Origin of the sequence: Mucilaginibacter sp., from assembly GCF_041088075.1 — a bacterium.
GTDB lineage: Bacteria > Bacteroidota > Bacteroidia > Sphingobacteriales > Sphingobacteriaceae > Mucilaginibacter_A.
In genome coordinates, this window is record NZ_JBGCVY010000047.1 from 1 (window position 1) to 20,084 (window position 20,084).

At 39.5% G+C, this 20,084-nt stretch carries 18 protein-coding genes and 1 tRNA gene; 16 read left to right on the forward strand and 3 right to left on the reverse strand.

Annotated elements, in window-relative coordinates:
* The 13 genes from V5804_RS11380 to V5804_RS11440 form a co-directional block, all read left to right on the forward strand.
* Nucleotides 1–375, forward strand: a 375-nt coding sequence (locus V5804_RS11380) for a hypothetical protein (protein WP_369591509.1), incomplete at its 5' end; no start/stop codon positions are given.
* A 145-nt stretch (nt 376–520) separates the two neighbouring features.
* Nucleotides 521–1,669: a glycosyltransferase gene (locus V5804_RS11385; RefSeq protein WP_369591510.1), complete on the forward strand. Its 1,149-nt coding sequence runs from the start codon at nt 521–523 to the stop codon at nt 1,667–1,669.
* A gap of 16 nt (nt 1,670–1,685) precedes the next feature.
* The gene (locus V5804_RS11390) at nt 1,686–2,672 is read left to right on the forward strand and encodes a glycosyltransferase family 1 protein (RefSeq protein WP_369591511.1); all 987 of its coding nucleotides are present in this window, start codon (nt 1,686–1,688) and stop codon (nt 2,670–2,672) included.
* Complete coding sequence (locus V5804_RS11395; protein ID WP_369591512.1) at nt 2,665–3,384, forward strand: FkbM family methyltransferase; 720 nt, start codon at nt 2,665–2,667, stop codon at nt 3,382–3,384. The genes V5804_RS11390 and V5804_RS11395 overlap by 8 nt, the downstream gene beginning before the upstream one ends.
* A gap of 16 nt (nt 3,385–3,400) precedes the next feature.
* Nucleotides 3,401–4,426, forward strand: a complete 1,026-nt coding sequence (locus V5804_RS11400) for a glycosyltransferase (protein WP_369591513.1) — start codon at nt 3,401–3,403, stop codon at nt 4,424–4,426.
* 161 nt (nt 4,427–4,587) lie between these two features.
* The gene (locus tag V5804_RS11405) at nt 4,588–5,691 is read left to right on the forward strand and encodes a glycosyltransferase (RefSeq protein ID WP_369591514.1); all 1,104 of its coding nucleotides are present in this window, start codon (nt 4,588–4,590) and stop codon (nt 5,689–5,691) included.
* A gap of 65 nt (nt 5,692–5,756) precedes the next feature.
* Nucleotides 5,757–6,968, forward strand: a complete 1,212-nt coding sequence (locus V5804_RS11410; RefSeq protein ID WP_369591515.1) for a glycosyltransferase — start codon at nt 5,757–5,759, stop codon at nt 6,966–6,968.
* On the forward strand, nt 6,955–7,848 hold the full coding sequence (locus V5804_RS11415) for an FkbM family methyltransferase (protein ID WP_369591516.1): 894 nt from the start codon (nt 6,955–6,957) through the stop codon (nt 7,846–7,848). Before V5804_RS11410 ends, V5804_RS11415 begins: the two co-directional genes overlap by 14 nt.
* A 1-nt stretch (nt 7,849) precedes the next feature.
* Entirely contained in the window at nt 7,850–9,004 is a 1,155-nt protein-coding gene (locus V5804_RS11420; RefSeq protein ID WP_369591517.1) for a glycosyltransferase family 4 protein, read from the forward strand.
* The gene (locus V5804_RS11425; protein WP_369591518.1) at nt 8,997–10,406 is read left to right on the forward strand and encodes an exosortase Y-associated Wzy-like protein; all 1,410 of its coding nucleotides are present in this window, start codon (nt 8,997–8,999) and stop codon (nt 10,404–10,406) included. Before V5804_RS11420 ends, V5804_RS11425 begins: the two co-directional genes overlap by 8 nt.
* Nucleotides 10,403–11,563, forward strand: coding sequence for an XrtY-associated glycosyltransferase XYAG1 (locus V5804_RS11430; RefSeq protein WP_369591519.1), 1,161 nt, complete (start codon nt 10,403–10,405; stop codon nt 11,561–11,563). Before V5804_RS11425 ends, V5804_RS11430 begins: the two co-directional genes overlap by 4 nt.
* Nucleotides 11,560–12,960: an exosortase Y gene (gene xrtY, locus V5804_RS11435; protein WP_369591520.1), complete on the forward strand. Its 1,401-nt coding sequence runs from the start codon at nt 11,560–11,562 to the stop codon at nt 12,958–12,960. The genes V5804_RS11430 and xrtY overlap by 4 nt, the downstream gene beginning before the upstream one ends.
* Nucleotides 12,960–13,550 carry a WcaF family extracellular polysaccharide biosynthesis acetyltransferase gene (locus tag V5804_RS11440; RefSeq protein WP_369591521.1) on the forward strand — a complete coding sequence of 197 codons (591 nt, stop codon included), beginning with the start codon at nt 12,960–12,962 and terminating at the stop codon, nt 13,548–13,550. The genes xrtY and V5804_RS11440 overlap by 1 nt, the downstream gene beginning before the upstream one ends.
* A gap of 359 nt (nt 13,551–13,909) precedes the next feature.
* On the opposite strand, the gene obgE is transcribed toward V5804_RS11440, so the two are convergent.
* From obgE to V5804_RS11455, 3 genes are all read right to left on the reverse strand, one after another.
* Nucleotides 13,910–14,908, reverse strand: coding sequence for a GTPase ObgE (gene obgE, locus V5804_RS11445; RefSeq protein WP_369591522.1), 999 nt, complete (start codon nt 14,906–14,908; stop codon nt 13,910–13,912).
* Nucleotides 14,909–15,009: 101 nt separating this feature from the next.
* Nucleotides 15,010–15,585 (reverse strand): adenylate kinase, encoded by a 576-nt coding sequence (locus V5804_RS11450; RefSeq protein WP_369591523.1) that lies wholly within the window; start codon nt 15,583–15,585, stop codon nt 15,010–15,012.
* A gap of 55 nt (nt 15,586–15,640) precedes the next feature.
* Nucleotides 15,641–15,714, reverse strand: a tRNA-Arg gene (locus V5804_RS11455).
* Between the two features lie 352 nt (nt 15,715–16,066).
* Between V5804_RS11455 and atpD the strand changes: the two genes are divergently transcribed.
* The 3 genes from atpD (at nt 16,067) to ilvD (ending at nt 20,033) form a co-directional block, all read left to right on the forward strand.
* Nucleotides 16,067–17,572, forward strand: coding sequence for a F0F1 ATP synthase subunit beta (gene atpD / locus V5804_RS11460; protein WP_369591524.1), 1,506 nt, complete (start codon nt 16,067–16,069; stop codon nt 17,570–17,572).
* Nucleotides 17,573–17,663: 91 nt separating this feature from the next.
* The gene (gene atpC, locus V5804_RS11465; protein WP_369591525.1) at nt 17,664–17,912 is read left to right on the forward strand and encodes an ATP synthase F1 subunit epsilon; all 249 of its coding nucleotides are present in this window, start codon (nt 17,664–17,666) and stop codon (nt 17,910–17,912) included.
* A 417-nt stretch (nt 17,913–18,329) separates the two neighbouring features.
* A complete protein-coding gene (gene ilvD / locus V5804_RS11470) occupies nt 18,330–20,033 on the forward strand; it encodes a dihydroxy-acid dehydratase (protein WP_369591526.1) in 1,704 nt (567 codons plus the stop codon).
* Nucleotides 20,034–20,084: the final 51 nt, after the last annotated feature.

Consider the following 20,084-nt stretch of genomic DNA (forward strand, 5'->3'; position numbering starts at 1 on the left):
ATCTTTTGCTATACAATTCCATCAGTTGTTTTTATATATCTTACTTTACATCATCGGATATTTGAAAATGAAAGATGGATAATGTGCCTTGTATTTTGGCTTTGCTCACTTTTGTTTTATGGAGAGAGAAAACTTTCTGCACTAATATTGCATAAACTTACAGCAATAGGTAAAATTTCCTATTCACTTTATCTGCTTCACGTTCCTGTAGCGTTGTTAATTAAGCGAAAAATTTTTATTAGTAATCCAACAATAGAAATTACAGTAAAATATGTTTTGTGGATTGTGGTTACCTTTAGTTTAGCTTTTGTACTGGACAGGGTTTTTCAACCGGCTGTTAAAAAATATTTTGATCGAAATTTAAACGCTACTTAATCTTTTCAATGCTTCTTTTATCACCTAAAAATAGGTAACCTTCCTGTTCTTTTGTATCTATTTAATATAAATTTGTTGGCATAAAAGAAGTATATATAATACATATAACTAAACAAATCAAAGTTTAGTACTTCAAACAAAACTTTTGAAAATCTTCCTGTCATTCCTTCAATCTCCTGTTAATTATGCCATTCCTGCCTACAACTTTTGGCAATGTTATATTAAAAATGGAATTGAGGAAGCCGGGCATCAATGGGCAGAAAACTCGGATGTAGATTGGGCATTAGGCATCGTACCAAAAAGCAAAACTTTACATAACAATTGGAAGCAGGAAACCTGGGGAAAAACGGTTGCCTGGCTCAAAAAAAATCCGGTTGATTTGTTTTTAAGCTATTTATATCCTGAGCAAATTGACGTACACGCAATAGCCGAAATACAAAAAGCTGGCATTCCTTGTATTAATTTTTTTTGTGATAACATACGTTTGTTAAAAAAAGTGCCGGATGAATTTGCTTGTTTCGATTTAAACTGGGTTCCAGAATTTGAGGCTTTATCACTATATGCAAAAGCTAAATATCAATACATCTACCTTCCAATGCCTATGTGGGTTGATCCTACATTAAGATCAGTACAAAAAGAAAGTTTTACGCAGCTTACTTTTTTAGGATCAAAAGATATACAACGACAACTTTTATTTGAAAATATCATCCGTAAAAGACAAAGTTTGCCCTTAAAAATTTACGGTAACGGTTGGATGGAAGAAAACAACATCCAACATAAAGATAATTCTTATACATGGCAAAAAAAGGTACATTTTCAATATCAGTTTCTAAAAGATAATGGCATTCAAGCTTATGCACGCAAGCTTAACAGAAGAAAAATAAGTAACGAGTTAAGTGCTACTTTGCAAGGTATGATACAGCCAATTCAAACTTCTTTTAATTATGAGCAACTTACGGCTCGTAGTATGATTACAATTGGTGTAAACAGGTATCCCTCCTGCCATTATCCTTTGTCAAACCCAAATACTTACTCCAGGTTACGCGATATAGAAGCACCAATGCTGGGAGCATGTTACTTAACAGAATGGGCACCAGGATTAGACTTGCTGTATGATTTAGGAACCGATATAGAAACATATAAAAATGAGGATGAATTTATTTATAAAGCTAATTTGCTAATGGCTGATCCCGAAAGAAGAAAACAACTGAAAATAAACGGACAAGCAAGGGCTTTAAAAGCGCATACCATATCAGAAAGTCTCAAAAAGTTAATCGACCACTTAAAATTGTGATTCCACAAGTCAAATTTTGAATTATATCAATTTATATTACCGCACACCACGGCTACAAAAACGTTGGATTGCTGGTGATCAATACATCATCCCGATTTTACGAAGATTGATCCGCGGCCGGAAAACTGGTGGCATAGAAAAAGTATTTGTTAATTTATGTAAAGGCTTTGATCAGCTAAAAATTAATTATACCATCAACCAAAATTTCAAAAAAATAAAAGCTAATGAACCTGTTATCGTTTTGGGCAACAGTCATTACGCTTTGCAAGGCTACCAGCAACCCAATCCTATTGTTGCCGGCATCGGGCTGATGACGCATCCTTCCCAATGGCCAAACTTATTTGCTGAGTATCCGGTTGCTGTTTATCTGCAACATTCTGAATGGACCAAAAATGTATACACGCCCTATTTCAGACAAAATAATTGTGGGCTGTGGCCTGCCGGGATTGATACCGACTATTGGAAGCCAACAAGAAAAACCAAGAAATATGATTTCCTGATTTACAATAAAATTATGTGGGATAAACCTCAGACGAATGAAAGGTTGAAGTTGCCAATCCTAAAAAAGCTGGAAGAAGCCGGTTTGTCTTACCAGGAAATTACCTATGGCAACTATAAAGAAAAACAATACCACCAGTTATTAGAGCAAAGCCATGCAATGCTGTTTTTATGTGAGCACGAAAGCCAGGGTTTTGCTTGCTGTGAAGCTTTATCCATGAATGTACCGGTTTTAGCCTGGGACCAGGGTTTATGGCTTGATCCAAACAGGTTCTCTTACGGCGAAAACGAACCTGTTCCTGCTACTTCTATTCCGTTTTTTGATGATAGGTGTGGCGAAAAATTTACAGACCTTGCTTCATTTTACCATGTTTTTGATGCTTTTTATGCAAAAGTATTAAAAGGTGGATTTTCACCGCGTAGCTATATTCTTGAAAACCTCACTCTAAAAAAAAGTGCCCAAAGAATGTTAGATATCGTAAACCAAATTTATTTTCATGCTTAGTTTGTTAAAACGTTTTGTTCCACCATCGTTTAAAAATAAACTGAAAGAAGAGCTGGGTGTCCCGGATCAGGAATACAGTTTTAAAAGTCTAAAAAAGTTAGGTTATCAACCTAAATTAGTGTTGGATATTGGTGCTTATGAAGGCAATTGGGCAACATCTTTTTCAACTATTTTTCCGAAAGCAAAAATACTGATGCTGGAAGGGCAAGAAAGTAAAAAAAATATTTTACAGCAAAAATCTGCCGTAAATAAACAATTGGATTTTCGGATCGCGCTTTTAGGTTCAACAGAACAAGAAGTAGAGTTTAATATTTACGAAACAGCAAGTTCTGTGTTAAAAGAAAATAATGAAACCGGAGCCAAAACTGAAATCAGAACATTAACCACACTGGATTATTTAACCGTAAATACGCCTTTTGCACAACCTGATTTTATTAAAATTGACACACAAGGCTACGAATTGGAAATTTTAAAAGGTGCCAAAAAAACCTTGCAATACGCAGAATTTATTTTGCTGGAAGTTTCTTTAATTGACATTTATAAAAGCTGCCCCTTAGTTGCCGAAGTGATGGCTTTTATGCAGAAAAAAGGTTTTGTGTTATATGATATTTGTTCTTTAATGCAGAGGCCTTTTGATAAAGCTTTATACCAATCCGATTTTTTATTTGTAAAAGAAGCTTCGCCGTTCCATGCAAATAAACAATGGATTTAATACAGGCATTTATTTAATGAAAATAGCGTTAACTGCAGATCCGGAATTGCCTGTTCCGCCCCAATTATATGGTGGCATTGAACGTATAATTAACGGGTTGATTACTAATTACACGCAGCAAGGGCATGATGTTACATTGTTTGCCCATCCGGATTCTACGGCTAACTGCAAACTGATCCCTTATCCCGGTAAAGATCATTCAGCAAAAAGTTTTATCGCAAACTGCTTCACCATTAGCAAAAACATTTTAAGAGGTAATTTTGATATCGTGCATAGTTTTGGCCGACTGGCTTATTTAACACCTGTTCTTCCTCTTAAAATTCCAAAATTGATGAGTTATCAGCGCGAACCAACAATTAGTCAGGTAAAAAAAGCATTGTTATTGGCTAAAAAAAACTCGTTATACTTTAGCGGTTGCAGCAATTACATTACTAACCAGATCAAACCTTTTGCGCCTGCTTTTACCGTTTACAATGGTGTTTCTACCGAAATTTATCAGGCTGAAACAACAGTAAAAACAGATGCGCCGCTTGTGTTTTTAGGCCGGATAGAACCTGTAAAAGGCACACACATCGCTATAGAAATTGCCTTAAAAACACAAAAAAAATTAATAATTGCCGGTAATATTCCAGCAGAACATCAGTATTATTTCGATCAGCAAATCCAGCCGTTTTTAAATACGCAGATTACTTACATTGGTGCAGTTAATGATGAGCAGAAGAATAATTTACTACAAAACTCCCTGGCTTTGTTGATGCCAGTACAATGGAATGAGCCTTTTGGAATTGTGATGATCGAAGCTATGGCTTGTGGCACGCCAGTAATTGGTTTTAAGCGGGGCGCAGTTCCCGAAGTTATTACATATGGCAAAACCGGGTTTTACGGCGAAACGGTTGCCGAATTGATTGAAGCTGTTCAGCAAGTACATCTGTTAAACAGAAGTGCTATCAGGAAACTCATAGAAAACCAATTTTCTGATACCATAATTGCTGCGCAGTATCTGGACTTATATCAAAGAATCAGTGGTAAAAACAGCATTTAAGTTAACAGCAGCTTTCTACATTGGTTAAAAAAAAAATTGTTTTAATTACTTCCGGCCAGCCTGCATTAAATCCGCGGCTGGTAAAAGAAGCCGATGTGTTAACATCAGCAGATTATCAGGTAACGGTAATTTACCAATACTTAAACGATTGGGGAACCAAAGTGGATCTGCAATTATTAACTGCAAAACCGTGGAAAGCTGTACGCGTTGACGGTTCTCCAACAAAAAGTAAAGGTCTTTATTGGATAACCAGAATAAAACATAAAGCAGCCATAGTGTTAACCAAGCATTTTGGTTTCAACTATGGTTTAGCAGAAGTTGCAATTGGCCGTTGTACTTTTTCGTTGTTAAAAGAAGCCTTAAAACATTCGGCTGATCTTTATATCGCCCACAATTTGGCTGCTTTACCTGTTGCCGTTCTTGCTGCAAAAAAAAACAATACAAAATGTGGTTTTGATGCGGAAGATTTCCATCGGAACGAAGTTTCTAATGATCCTAAAGATATTGATGTCAAGCTTAAAACTTATATAGAAGAAGAATACTTTTCTCAAGTTGATTATTTAACTGCCAGCAGTTTTCCAATTGCCCAACTTTACCAAAAGTTATTTCCTGCAAAAAAAATAACCACTGTGCTTAACGCTTTTTCGGTGGTAAAAGAAGTATCGCTGTCTGTTACAAAACCAAATGAACCTTTAAAACTCTTCTGGTTTTCGCAAACAATTGGTTTAAACCGTGGCTTACAGGATGTTTTTTCAGCTTTAAATTTTTTAAAAAATGAATTTATAGAATTGCATATATTAGGTTTTCTAAATGAAAAAACAACATGCAGTTTGAACGAACTTGTAGTAGAGCCACAGCTTCAAAAAAAAATCAAAATTGTATTTCATCAACCGATAAACCCTGATCAATTACCAATTTTTGCAGCACAGTTTGATGTTGGTTTAGCACTGGAACCAAACTATCCGTTAAACCGTAATATTTGTTTAACCAACAAAATTTTCACGTATTTACAAGCTGGTTTAGCTGTTTTAGCAAGTGATACAGAAGCGCAAAAGCAATTTATTACAGAAAACCCGAATGTGGGTTTTTGTTATGAAAAGGGAAATGCGCAGCAAATGGCAGTAATTTTAAAGCAATTGATCGATCAGCCAGAATTATTATTGCAAACAAAACATACAGCTTACCAAGCGGCACGATCTAACTTGAACTGGGAAACCGAAAGCCAGAAATTTTTAAAAGTTGTAAAAGAAACACTTGCCAGTTGAAACGGGTCCTCATCATTTCACCTTTTTTTCCTCCTTCCAACGCAGCTGATAATCAGCGTGTTAGGATGAGCTTATCGTTTTTTAAAGATTTTGGCTGGGAAGCGGAAGTGGTTTGTGTAGATGAAAAATATGCTGAAATGCTGAAAGATGATTTGTTGCTGCAAAGTATTCCTGCGAATACAATCATCCATCAAGTTAAAGCTTTTTCTAAAAAAATAACTTCCAAATTTGGTTTAGGCAGTTTGGCCTTACGTTCGATGTGGTTTTATCGAAAAAAAGCAATGCTTCTTTTACAGGCAAAAAATTATGACTTGATTTACTTTTCTACCACAGAATTTCCGCTTTGCATTTTAGGCGCTTATTGGAAAAAACGCTATAATGTTCCTTACGTAATTGATATGCAGGATGCCTGGCATTCAAACTATTACCAAAATAAACCGAAAGCAGCACAACCGCGAAAGTATTGGTTTTCGTATCGTTTGCATAAATATCTGGAGCCGATGGCCATGAAAAAATGCGATGGTTTGATTAGTGTTTCTCCGGATTACATAAACACTTTGCATCAACGTTACCCACAATTAAAAACGAAACCGGCTGCGGTAATTCCGTTTGGTGCTTTTGAAAAAGATTTTGAAATAGCTAAACAATACCAAACTATTTGTCCGCCTGCTGTTCAATTCGACTTAAAAAAAATAAATATTGTTTATGTTGGCCGTGGCGGAAATGATATGCAAACAGCTATCGAAATAATTTTTAGTGCCTTAAAAGAAGCATTGGTAAAAAATGCAGCGTTTTACAAAAAACTTCATTTTTACTTTATCGGCACCAGTTATGCACCAAAAAATTTGGCCAAACCAACTATTTTTCCGCTGGCACAAGAGTTTGGATTAGAAAATCAGGTTACAGAAATTACAGACCGGATTGGTTTTTACAGCACCATTAATACGTTGCTTGCTGCCGATGCTTTGTTTATTCCCGGTTCAAACGATCCGCAATACACGGCTTCAAAAATTTACCCTTATATCCTCACTAAAAAGCCTTTACTTGCAATTCTTCACCCATTAAGTCCGGCCATAAATACAACGAAAGAATTTGGTGTGCAACATGTTTACAACTTCGAAGAAGTAAATTATGCGGATATCATTCAATTTTTTAAACGTTTGCCAAATACCAAACAAGAACAGTACAACCCGGCCACATTAAAAAAATATAGTGCACAGCAAATGACCTTAAACCAATGTTTGCTGTTTGACCAAGTTATCAATGGGAAAAATTAAAAGAACATTCGGTTTCATACTCAACCATCCTTTGGGCAAACGCTATCCGTTAAAAGCATTGTTTCGGTTTTTGTATTGGCAAATCCAATGCAACATCCAACCGTCAAAATTGATGATAAAACATTTTGTGGCAGGCACCCGTTTTTACGCCCGTAAAGGTTTGGCCGGCATTACAGGCAATATTTACACCGGTTTGCACGAGTTTAACGACATGGCTTTTTTACTGCATTTTTTAAGAGCGGAAGATTTTTTTTTCGACATCGGTGCAAATGTAGGTTCGTACACCTTGCTGGCATCGGGCGTTTGTAAAGCTAAAACCATCGCTATTGAAGCATCTGCAAATACGGCTGATCTCGCCCGTAAAAACATTAACCTAAACCAGCTTCAAAACAAAGTAACTTTAATTAACGCAGCAGCAGGTGCAGCAATTGGTAAGTTAAGTTTTTCTAATAATGAAGATACCACCAATCATGTAATTAACCAGAACGAAATATCTGACAATAACGTAGAAACAGTAGAAGTTATCAAAATAGATGACATCACAATAAATGCTAAACCGGCACTGATTAAAGTAGATGTGGAAGGTTTTGAAACAGAGGTATTAAAAGGCATGCGCGAAACACTGCAACAACCAACACTTAAAGCTATTGTAATCGAATTGAACGGAAGCGGAGAACGTTATGGGCATAACGATGCCGATATCCATCAATTGCTTACTTTTAATACGTTTAAACCTTATCAGTACGATCCTTTTAAACGAAATTTAACGCTTTTGAAATCATATGGAAATGCCAACACGCTTTATTGCCGAGACATAGATTTTGTTGAAAAACGCGTAAAAACCGCTGAAAAATTTAAAGTGATGGGCAAAAAAATTTGATATGCGTTTAGCCATTATCACTACACACCCAATTCAATATTTCGCGCCCGTTTTTCAACTGCTGCACAAACAAAAAAAATTGAAAATCAAGGTTTTTTATACTTTAGGCGAAACCGCACAAATACAGCACGATCCGGGATTTGGCAAAATTATCAACTGGGATATTCCTTTGTTGCAAGGTTATGAATATCAATTCTTAAAAAACACAGCAAAAAAACCAGGTTCGCGCAACTTTTGGGGAATTAAAAATCCGGATTTAACCAGCGAAATTGAAGCATGGAAAGCTGATGCAATTCTGGTTTACGGCTGGTCTTATTACAGCCATTTAAAAGTACTGCATTATTTTAAAGGAAAAATTTCTGTTTTTTTCCGTGGAGATTCTACCTTGCTAAACCAAAAAAAGGGTGTTAAAAACAGTATCAAAAATATTTTTCTAAATTGGGTTTATCAACATGTAAATCATGCTTTTTTCGTTGGAACAAATAATAAAGCTTATTTCAAAAAACTTGGGTTGAAGGAAAATCAGCTTACTTTTGCGCCACATGCCATTGATAATGACCGTTTTTCTAAGGGTTTTTTGGCAGAAGCCGAAGCAATCCGAACAAAACTTGGAATCAAAAAAAATAAAATCCTGCTACTTTTTGCCGGCAAGTTTGAACCAGTAAAAAACGCAATGCTGCTTTTGAAAGCTTTTGAAAAATTGGATCAACAAAACACACATCTGCTTTTTGTTGGAAACGGTCCGCTCGAAAAAGAACTCAAAGCAAAAAAAACAGTGCTAAAAACAGCATCCCGCATTCATTTTTTGGATTTCCAGAACCAGTTGGCGATGCCTTTAATTTACCAAAGCTGTGATCTGTTTTGTATGCCTTCCAACAGTGAAACCTGGGGTTTGGCTATAAATGAAGCGATGGCTTGCGGTAAAGCAGTCTTGGTTTCGGATAAAGTTGGCTGCGCAGTAGATTTGGTTTTTGAAAGAAAAAACGGGGCTGTATTTCAAGCCGGAAACATGTTGGATTTAACCGAAAAACTTGGCCAGTTATGTAACCAGGCTTTATTAAAAGCATACGGAGCAGCTTCGGCACAAATTATTAAAGACTGGAATTTTAACGTTGCTGTTAAAACCATGCAAGAAAAATTACTGAATTATGTTTAACCAAATCCGGCCGGAACGTTTTTTTGTGCTGTATTTACCCTGTGGGTTTTCCTGGCTGTTCGATGCATTGCCCCAAACATCCTATTTAATTGCCTGGCTGGGGTCGTTTTTTATTTTTTTAATTACGATTTCCGGATGGGTAAAACCAATCCCAAAAGACCGTTCTTTAAGCGAACAGTTGATGCGGCCACTGTTTTTAACACAACTAATTTTTGCAGGTTACATGTGCTGCACCACCTTGTTTTATTACCTGGATGCGTTGGGTTATGAGAACTTTCATCAGATGAACCGCCTTTTCAAACCTGATCCAAAAAAGTTGATGATGATTGCCGAATGTCAGCGTTATTATTGTCTCGGCCATGCTGCTTTCATAACCGGAACCTTGCTTTTTATGAATTATCCGGTGCAAAAAAAGTATCAGTTACAAAACATAAGCCTTGCCGATTTTCTGCTTTATGTAGCCATTATTACCGTACCTGTTGCTATTTTATTTACGGCAATTCCGGGTTTAAACCAGTTTTCGGCTCAGTTTTCTACGTTAAGTTTTATTGCAGGCGCACTTGCATTGGCATTTGCCATCCCAATCCGTAAAACACCGAATATCATCATTTCAGGCGTGTTGTTCGGCTTCAATTTCTATAAATCTGTTTTATCAGGTTATAAAGAACCGATTATTCTCAGCTTTTTGGTGCTGGCTATTTTTCTTTTTCCGTTTTATAAACGTATTGTAATCCTGGTTTTTGTGCCTTTGCTTTTTCTGGTTTTTGCCGTATTGCCAACATACAATCAGGTGTTTAGGCAAAATGCCTGGTCGGGCAATCTTTCTGCCGAAGATGCTTCCAAAGTAGCCTTAGACGCGGCTCTAAGTAATTCACTGGAGGCAAAAGACAGCAACTGGAGTTTCCTGGTTTTCAGGCTAAGCGAAATTGATATGTTTGTTAAGTACATCCAAAGCACACCTAAATACACGGGTTTTTACGGGATGAAAATGATCGGACAATCATTTCAGTCGCTAATTCCGCGTGCCTTTTGGCCCGGCAAACCCAATACGGAAGATTTGGTGATGGAACGCGCTTTTAACGCAGGGATTGCAGCCAAAGGCATGAACGTTTCGGCAAAACCTGCTTTAATTGCTGATGCTTATCTGTTTGAAGGCGAGTTTGGGATTTTCTTTATCTTGCTGCTATACGGTGCTGTTAACCAATTTATTGCATTAAAAGCCGAAAGTTTATTCGGCGGTTATGTTTTGGGTACAGCTTTAATTTATTCCGGCTTGTTTCAGATTATGTGGCGCGGTTTAAGTTTTGAATTCCTGTTTAATTCTGTATTTTGGAGCTACATTAGTATGCTGTTGATTGCCAAATTATTGTATGGAACACGAATTTTAAAAATTGCGGATTGAAAATTATCCAAATTAGTGCTTCTTATAAACCGGCTGTTGTTTATGGTGGCCCAACCATGTCGGTTTCTAAATTAAGTGAAGAACTTTGGAAGAACAGCATACAGATAGAAGTTTTTACTACGCTGGCCAACGGCAAAACCGAGCTTTCTTTTCCAGCCGGCCAAATTACCTGGATGGATGAAGTACCTGTACATTTTTTTAAACGGCTCACAAAAGACCATTCCCATTTTTCGCCGGCGTTGCTAAAACATCTTTTTAAAACGATTAATCAAAGCAAAGAACCTATAATCATCCACATCCATGCCTGGTGGAATTTGGTTTCGATGTTGGCCTGTTTGATCGCGCAGCTTAAAAAAGTGCCCGTAATCCTGTCACCGCGCGGCACGCTGAGCAGTTATTCTTTCAACAACAACCACCCGGTTTTTAAAAAATGGATACATCTTTTAGCTGGTAAAAAACTGTTGTCGAAATGCTTTTTTCATGCCACAAGCGAACAGGAAAAATCTGATCTGCTGCAATTGTTTAGCCCAAAATTAGTGCAGGTTGTTCCGAATTTCATTCGGCTTCCCGCCATTTCAAAACAAACGTTTAACCATCAATCACCCGTTTTAAAACTGCTTTTTTTGTCAAGAATTGAAGCTATAAAAAGATTAGAGGTTTTGCTGGAAGCGTTGGATAGCGTTAACTTTCCGTACCAGTTAACCATTGCCGGAAATGGAGAAGCAGCATACATCCGTTCGCTCGAAAAAATAGTGGCTAAAAGAAGCATGCAGCCTTTTGTAAAATGGATCGGTTTCCAACACCACGACGTTAAATTTGACGTTTTACAAGCGCACGATTTGCTGGTGCTTCCTTCGCATAACGAAAATTTTGGCAACGTGGTGATTGAATCTTTAAGTGTTGGCACAGCGGTTTTAATCAGCAATCAGGTTGGTTTGGCTGATTATATCCAAGCAAATAATTTGGGCTGGACGTTTGACAACCAACCCGAAAAATTGAGGGAAGCTTTGTTTAAGATCAATAACCATCGCCATCGTTTAGACCAAATCCGATTAAATGCACCCAAAAAAGTGCGGGAAGATTTTGCCGACGGGCAATTGGTAAAACAGTACATCGGTTTGTACCGGGAAGTGTTGGAGAAAAGTTATCCGCGATGATGCCTTTTTCCTTTATCATTTTAACTTTTAACGAGGAAATGCACTTGCCGCGTTTACTGCAATCCATCCAAATTTTAAACGCACCAATTTTTGTTTTGGATTCGGGAAGTACTGACGCTACTTTGCAGATCTGCAAAAAATACCAGGTAAAAACAGCATTCCATCCCTTTGAAAACCATCCCAAACAATGGGACTTTGCGCTAAAGAGCTTTCCTGTAAAAACGCCTTGGGTTATTTGTCTGGATGCCGATCAGGAAGTTTCGCCCGAGCTTCTTTTACGGCTTAAAAATTTTGATGAACAGGAACACGCGGATGTTAACGGCATTTACTTTAACCGAAAAAATTATTTTAAAGGAAGCTGGATTAAACACGGCGGTTATTATCCGTTTTATTTGCTCAAAATGTTTCGTTATGGTGTTGGTTTTTCTGATCTGAACGAGAACATGGACCACCGTTTTATCGTTCCCGACAAAACCAAAATCTGGAAAAACGGACATTTACGTGAAGAAAATCTGAAAGAAAACCAAATCAGTTTTTGGATCGAGAAACACAACCGTTACAGCGATCTGTTGGCGCAGGAAGAAGTGGAACGCTTGCAAAAACTTCGGCAGCAAACTTTAAAACCCAAACTCACCGGCACGCCGGACGAACGCACCGCCTGGCTCAAAAACTTGTGGTGGAAATTGCCGCGTTACTGGCGGCCTGGCTTATACTTCTTTTACCGCATCATTTTTCAGCTTGGTTTTTTAGATGGAAAAACGGGAATTATTTTTCATTTTTTGCAAGGGTTTTGGTTCAGGCTGATGGTTGATGTAAAAATGGATGAGCTGTTGCAGCAGCAAAAGATTGAGTTTGATAAACCTGTTTCAACAAAAAAACCAGCCTTAGAATTTGCGTTCCGCTTGGTTTTATTGTTTGTCTTTTTCTACGGTTTCAACTTGTTTTACAACGGCTTGATGGCGCCCGGCGGAAACTACAACCAATATTTGGCGCAGCATTTTAACTACATCCAGGCTTTGCGCAATTTCTTGCTACAATCCAGTTCTACAGGTTTAAGCTGGTTGGGCTATTCCACCAAAACCAATAATTTTGAACTGATGGCTATCGGCCACAACAAAATCAACTTGGCTTATGATTGCTTGGGATTGGGCGTGATGAGCTTTTTAACCGCTTTTGCAATTAGTTTTCCGGCTAAATTAAAATCAAAATTAACGCTGCTTTTGGGTTGTGTTATCGGCTTTCAACTGCTTAATATCCTGCGTTTTATGCTGCTGGCTTTGTATTGGAAAAGCGGTGCCATCAACCATCATACTGTTTTTAACCTGCTGATTTATATGTTGATTATGGTTACGCTTTATTGGTTTATCGAAAAAAGTACGGTAAAAGAAGCATCGTGATGCAAGGAAAAACCAATTTAGCGGCTTATAATAATCATCATTATCATCCCGGCGCGGGTTGGTTAAAAAGGACTTTGTGGTTTTACGTGAGTGCGCTGATTTTCAAAACTTCTCTTTTTCCGTCTTCATCATTTAAAGTTTTTTTGTTGCGGTTATTTGGGGCGAAGTTGGGCCAAGGTTTGGTGCTGCGGCATCGGCTCAACATCAAATATCCGTGGTTTTTAGTTGTGGGCGATTACAGTTGGATTGGCGAAGGCGTTTGGATTGATAATTTGGTTCCGGTTAAGATTGGTGCAAATGTTTGTTTGTCGCAAGGCGTGATGCTGCAAACCGGAAACCATGATTTTTCTAAACAAAACTTTGATTTGATTACCGGTGAAATTGTGCTGGAAAACGGCGTTTGGATCGGCGCAAAAGCTATCGTTTGCCCAAATGTTTGTGCCGAAGAACATGCCGTTCTAACTGCCGGCAGCATCGCCAGCAAAAACTTGGAAGCGTACTTTGTTTACCAGGGAAACCCGGCGGTTAAAGTTAAAAAACGGGAAATTAAGGTTCATGATTTTATACCGATAAAAGAAGTATGGAGTTAGTCATCCTGAAATTTTTTCAGGATCCCTCTTCCACGGTTGAAACATTTATGATGAGATACCGAAAAAATTTCTGCATGACAAAAACCAATTTTATGTTGATAAAAGAAGCATCGAGTTAGTCATCCTGAAATTTTTTCAGGATCCCTCTTCCACGGTTGAAACCTTGCTTGTGGGATGCCGAAAAAATTTCGGCATGACAAAAACCAGTTTTACGCCGATAAAAGAAGCATCAAGTTAGTCATCCTGAAATTTTTTCAGGATCCCTCTTCCACGGACGAGACCTTGCTTGTGGGATGCCGAAAAAATTTCGGCATGACAAAAACATAACGCACCAAATTTATCCCAGTAAAAGAAGTATGTTAAGCGTTGATCGCTTTCCACAGCAAATCCTTCAATTCCGTTAAACCTTTTTGCTGAACGGAGGAAATAAAAACTGCCGGAATGTTTTCGGGCAACTCTTTTTTTAATTCTGCCTGCAATTCTTCGTCCAACAAATCAGATTTGGTGATGGCCAAAACGCGTGGCTTTTGCATCAGCTCCGGGTTGTATTCTTCCAGTTCGTGCAGTAAAATTTCGTACTCTTCTTTCAACGTCCGGTTAGTGTCCGCCGGGATCATAAACAGCAAAACCGAATTGCGTTCGATGTGCCGCAAAAAACGAAACCCCAACCCTTTTCCGGTTGATGCGCCTTCAATAATCCCTGGAATATCGGCCATCACAAAAGATTTGTTATCGCGGTAAGCCACAATTCCCAAATTCGGAACCAACGTGGTGAAAGCGTAATCGGCAATTTCCGGTTTGGCCGCGCTCACTACGGATAACAACGTTGATTTTCCGGCATTAGGGAATCCGACTAAACCCACATCGGCCAGCACTTTTAACTCCAGAATATTCCATTCCTCTTTTCCCGGCTCGCCCGGCTGCGCAAAACGCGGCGTTTGTTGTGTGGCCGATTTAAAATGCCAATTGCCCAAACCGCCACGGCCGCCCGGTGTTAATATTTTTGTTTCGCCGTCTTTCGTGATCTCGAATAAAACTTCGCCGGTTTCTGCATTTTTGGCGATGGTTCCCAAAGGCACTTCTAAAATTTCATCTTTTCCGTTTTTGCCGGTGCTGGTTGCACTTCCGCCTGCACCGCCGTTTTCGGCAATCACATGTTTACGAAATTTAAGGTGAAGCATGGTCCACAATTGTGCGTTTCCTTTTACAATCACGTGTCCGCCCCTGCCGCCGTCGCCTCCATCCGGACCGCCGGTTGCCGTATGTTTATCACGGTGCAAATGCGCCGAACCCGCACCGCCATGACCGGAACGACAATTGATTTTTACGTAATCAACAAAATTAGAGCCTTGAGACATGGTTTAAGGTGAAAGGTTTTGAGGAGAAAGGTTAATGGTTAATGGTTCATAGTCAATGGACAAAGCTGATGGCTAACGGCTGAGAGCTGATGGCTTCTACCTCAAACCTCAAACCTATCAACCACTTTACATAAATCAGCAAAAATCGTGTCAATATTTCCGATGCCGTTTATTTTGTCCAATTTTCCCTGCGCTTCGTAATATGGTAAAACTTGAACTGTTTTGGTAAAGTATTCTTCAATGCGTTTTTTTAGTTTTTCGGCATCGTCGTCCGGCCGGTTGGTAACTTTATGGCGTTCGGCAATTCTTCGTGTCAGTTCTTCCTGGGTTACATCAAGCGCAATTACGGCTGTAATCTTTTCGTTTATACCGGCCAAAAAAGCATCTAAAGCTTCGGCTTGCGGAACGGTGCGCGGAAACCCGTCAAAAATAAAACCTTTGGCTTGCGGGTTTTGCTTTACTTCTTCTTCCAGCATCGCAATCGTAACTGCATCCGGAACCAATTGTCCGTCAGCAATTAACTGGCTCACTTTTTTGCCTAATTCAGTTTGAAGTTTAATGTGCGCCCGAAAAATATCGCCGGTAGAAATGTGCATCAATTGGTAGTGGTCAATCAGTTTTTGCGATTGTGTACCTTTTCCGGCGCCTGGCGGGCCAAACAATACTAAGTTAAGCATGTAGTTTTCATTTAAAAAGCCTTTTCGGTTGTACCAAAAAGGCTTTTAGGTGGTGTGCACTTGTAGGGATTCGAACCCCAAACCTTCTCATCCGTAGTGAGATGCTCTATCCAATTGAGCTACAAATGCTTTTTTACAGATTGCAAAAATAACATACTTTTTTAATCCGTTATAATTTTTTTGAAATTACTTGATGAGTGCATCAATGGCAGGTTTAAACTTTTCAAAATCGACACAATTTTAACAGAATGTATTAACAAGTTTAACAGAATGTATTAACAAGGAATCTTTGACACCAATTTTTAGGTGGTAAAAGAAGCATCGGCCTAAAAGAGAAGCTTTTTGTTTTTTAAAATAATTTGGGTTGAAGCATGAGAAAAGCCAATAATTTCTTTATCTAAAGCATTGTAAATGCAGGCGGTAAAACTTACCTTTGCAGTCCAAAAAAGCCTAATAAAGCTTATATAAATAAAAAACATATATGCCAAACATTGGAAAAATATCACAAATTATCGGCCCTGTAGTTGACGTTAGTTTTGCAGATGATGCGCATTTGCCCCAGATTTTTGACGCACTGGAAATCACCAGGGACAACGGCCAAAAAGTTGTATTAGAAGTACAGCAGCATTTGGGCGAAGACCGGGTACGGACAATTGCGATGGATTCGACTGACGGTTTGCTGCGCGGGATGCCTGTTTTGGATACCAGTTCTCCGATCCGGATGCCGGTTGGCGATCAGATTAAGGGCCGTTTATTTAATGTGGTTGGCGAAGCAATTGACGGAATTGGCGCGGTTGATAACGCAAAAGGTTATCCGATCCACAATGCGCCGCCGAAATTTGAAGAATTATCTACCGAAACTGAAATATTGTTTACCGGGATTAAAGTAATTGATTTATTGGCGCCTTACACCAAAGGCGGTAAAATCGGTTTGTTTGGCGGCGCGGGTGTTGGCAAAACCGTTTTGATTATGGAACTGGTAAACAACATTGCGAAAGCTTATGCCGGTTTATCGGTTTTTGCCGGTGTTGGCGAGCGTACCCGCGAAGGAAACGATTTATTGCGTGAGTTTATCGAATCGGGCGTTATCAATTATGGTGATGCGTTTTTGCATTCGATGGAAAAAGGCGATTGGGACTTGCCATCGGTAGATAAAGAAAAATTAAAAGAATCTAAAGCAACGTTGGTTTTTGGCCAGATGAACGAGCCTCCCGGTGCACGTGCGCGTGTGGCTTTATCCGGTTTAACCGTTGCAGAATATTTTCGTGATGGCGAAGGCGAAGGACAGGGAAAAGACATTCTGTTCTTCGTGGACAATATTTTCCGCTTTACACAGGCCGGTGCAGAAGTATCGGCGTTGTTAGGCCGGATGCCGTCGGCCGTAGGTTACCAGCCAACTTTGGCCACCGAAATGGGCTTGATGCAGGAACGGATCACTTCTACCAAACGCGGTTCTATCACTTCCGTTCAGGCTGTTTATGTTCCTGCGGATGATTTGACCGATCCGGCACCGGCAACCACGTTCGCCCACTTGGATGCAACCACCGTACTTTCACGTAAAATTGCGGAGTTAGGGATTTATCCGGCTGTGGATCCTTTGGATTCTGCATCGCGTATTTTGAACAAAACCGTTTTGGGCGACGAGCATTACAACACCGCGCAACGCGTTAAAGAAACTTTGCAACGCTACAAAGAATTGCAGGATATCATCGCGATTTTAGGGATGGATGAGCTGTCCGAAGAAGATAAACTGACGGTTTCCCGTGCCCGCCGTGTGCAGCGTTTCCTGTCGCAGCCTTTCCACGTAGCTGAGCAATTTACCGGCCTAAAAGGAGTATTGGTGGATATCAAAGAAACGATCAAAGGTTTCAACATGATTATGGACGGCGAAGTGGACGAATACCCGGAAGCTGCCTTTAACTTAGTTGGAAGCATTGAAGAAGCGATCGAAAAAGGTAAAAAATTATTAGCTGAAGCAAACGATTAGTAAACAGGTATGAGGTATGAGGTATCAGGTAAACGCTTGAAAGTAACCTCACACCTGATACATCAAAACCCCACGCCTCACACCTAAAAAAATGACATTAGAAATCATTACACCGGATAAAAAGTTTTTCGACGGAGAAATTACTGCGGTAATCGTTCCGGGTACAATGGGTTCGTTTGAAGTATTAAACAACCACGCGCCTATTATTTCTACTTTAGACCGTGGAAAAATCGTGGTTCGATCTAGCGCAAAATCGCAAACTTTTTTTATCAAAAGCGGCGTGATCGAAGTGCTGAACAACAAAATCGTGCTTTTGGCCGAAGGCGTGGAAGTACATTAATATGCTTCTTTTATCGGTATAAAACCTGGCTGCCTGGCTGGGTTTTTTTATGGGCTTTTATTTCAGTTTTTTCGTCTGATGCTTCATTTTAGGCAGAAAAACGCAAATTTTAGGACAATCAAAAAATCTATACCGAATACCATTTTCAACTTTGGTATAGCAGCATCCAAATAAAATAAAGCAATACTTCTTTTATCGGCATATTTTATTCTGTTTAATTACTTTTATCCTTATTAAATACTTTTTTAATTTTTTTATTTTTGGTATTGGTATAAACCGATCAAGTCTCTACCTTACAAATAGCTACTGAAAATGCTTGGCAAATATTAACTGCTATTTAATATAGGTTTAAAAATTGTTGTAAATAGTTTTTTTCAGAAACAGATCACAAAAACAGACAAGCCATCTTCCTGACCAATGGAAAACACAGCAATACAAGAAGAAACAGAGTTAAACAGTTACAGCAAAACGTTTACGCAAGACCCAACGCAGCCTGCGGCGCAGGCGATGCTTTACGGGATTGGCCTGACCGATGATGACATGCAAAAAGCGCAGGTTGGCGTAGCCAGTATGGGCTACGATGGCAATACTTGCAACATGCACTTGAACGATTTGGCGCAAATTGTAAAAAAAGGTATTTGGCAGGAAGATTTAGTCGGTTTAATTTTTAACACGATTGGTGTAAGCGATGGCATGAGCAACGGAACCGACGGGATGCGCTATTCTTTGGTAAGCCGCGATATTATTGCTGATTCTATCGAAGCCGTTTGTGGCGCACAATATTACGATGCCGTGATCGCGCTTCCGGGTTGTGATAAAAATATGCCGGGTTCCATCATGGCAATGGGCCGTTTAAACCGTCCTTCCATTATGGTTTATGGCGGAACGATCAAACCGGGTCATTATAAAGGTGAAGATTTAAACATCATTTCGGCTTTTGAAGCTTTAGGGAAAAAGTTGGCCGGAACAATTGATGATTTTGATTTCAAGGAAGTCATCAAAAATGCTTGCCCTGGCGCTGGTGCCTGCGGCGGCATTTACACGGCCAATACGATGGCTGCGGCGATTGAGGCTTTGGGCATGAGTTTGCCTTATTCATCTTCCAATCCGGCGATCAGTCCCGAAAAAGATGCCGAATGTCTGGCTGCCGGAAAAGCGATCAAAATTTTGCTGGAAAAAGACATCAAGCCAAGCGACATCATGACGCGTGAAGCTTTTGAAAATGCCATCGTGTTGATTATGGTTTTAGGCGGATCAACCAACGCGGTTTTACACTTAATTGCGATGGCAAAAAGCGTGGATGTGCCGTTAACGCAAGATGATTTTCAAACCATCAGCAATAAAATCCCGGTTTTGGCAGATATGAAACCAAGCGGAAAATACATGATGGACGACCTGCATAAAGTTGGCGGCATACCGGCCGTGATGAAATACCTGCTCAAAAAAGGCTGGTTGCACGGCGGTTGCATGACCGTAACCGGAAAAACAATTGCAGAAAATTTAGAAGCAGTTCCGGAACTGAGCTTTGATACGCAAAAGATCATCCTTCCCGCAGAAAATCCTGTTAAAACAACCGGACATTTACAGATTCTTTACGGAAACCTGGCGGAAGGCGGAAGCGTTGCCAAAATCAGCGGAAAAGAAGGCGAGCGTTTTGAAGGACCGGCACGGGTTTTTGATGGCGAATTTGAACTGATCCACGGCATTCAAAGCGGACGTGTGAAAGCCGGAGACGTGGTTGTCATCAGAAATGTTGGGCCAAAAGGAGCACCGGGAATGCCGGAAATGCTGAAACCAACTTCGGCCATTTTTGGCGCCGGTTTGGGTAGCAGCGTTGCCTTAATTACCGATGGCCGTTTCAGCGGCGGAACGCATGGTTTTGTGGTTGGACACATCACCCCAGAAGCTTTTGATGGCGGTTTGATCGCTTTGGTAAAAGATGAAGACCGGATTGAAATTGATGCCAATAGTCGGATCATGAAATTAATGATTTCGGATGAAGAAATAGCAAACCGACGCGCGCAATGGAAACAGCCTTCCTTAAAAGCAACCAAAGGCGTTTTATACAAATATGCCAAACAAGTATCAACCGCGGCCGAAGGCTGCGTAACCGATCTATAAAATATACCGATAAAAGAAGCATTATAAAAATTCTTTAAAAAGATTAACCGT

What these genes read in the sequence shown, in the direction of transcription:
- V5804_RS11395 (WP_369591512.1), top strand. Translation starts at nt 2,665, where the DNA reads ATGCTTAGTTTGTTAAAACGTTTTGTTCCACCATCGTTTAAAAATAAA.
- V5804_RS11400 (WP_369591513.1), top strand. Translation starts at nt 3,401, where the DNA reads ATGAAAATAGCGTTAACTGCAGATCCGGAATTGCCTGTTCCGCCCCAA.
- V5804_RS11410 (WP_369591515.1), top strand. Translation starts at nt 5,757, where the DNA reads ATGAGCTTATCGTTTTTTAAAGATTTTGGCTGGGAAGCGGAAGTGGTT.
- V5804_RS11415 (WP_369591516.1), top strand. Translation starts at nt 6,955, where the DNA reads ATGGGAAAAATTAAAAGAACATTCGGTTTCATACTCAACCATCCTTTG.
- V5804_RS11420 (WP_369591517.1), top strand. Translation starts at nt 7,850, where the DNA reads ATGCGTTTAGCCATTATCACTACACACCCAATTCAATATTTCGCGCCC.
- V5804_RS11425 (WP_369591518.1), top strand. Translation starts at nt 8,997, where the DNA reads ATGTTTAACCAAATCCGGCCGGAACGTTTTTTTGTGCTGTATTTACCC.
- xrtY (WP_369591520.1), top strand. Translation starts at nt 11,560, where the DNA reads ATGATGCCTTTTTCCTTTATCATTTTAACTTTTAACGAGGAAATGCAC.
- V5804_RS11440 (WP_369591521.1), top strand. Translation starts at nt 12,960, where the DNA reads ATGCAAGGAAAAACCAATTTAGCGGCTTATAATAATCATCATTATCAT.
- obgE (WP_369591522.1), bottom strand. Translation starts at nt 14,908, where the DNA reads ATGTCTCAAGGCTCTAATTTTGTTGATTACGTAAAAATCAATTGTCGT.
- V5804_RS11450 (WP_369591523.1), bottom strand. Translation starts at nt 15,585, where the DNA reads ATGCTTAACTTAGTATTGTTTGGCCCGCCAGGCGCCGGAAAAGGTACA.
- atpD (WP_369591524.1), top strand. Translation starts at nt 16,067, where the DNA reads ATGCCAAACATTGGAAAAATATCACAAATTATCGGCCCTGTAGTTGAC.
- atpC (WP_369591525.1), top strand. Translation starts at nt 17,664, where the DNA reads ATGACATTAGAAATCATTACACCGGATAAAAAGTTTTTCGACGGAGAA.
- ilvD (WP_369591526.1), top strand. Translation starts at nt 18,330, where the DNA reads ATGGAAAACACAGCAATACAAGAAGAAACAGAGTTAAACAGTTACAGC.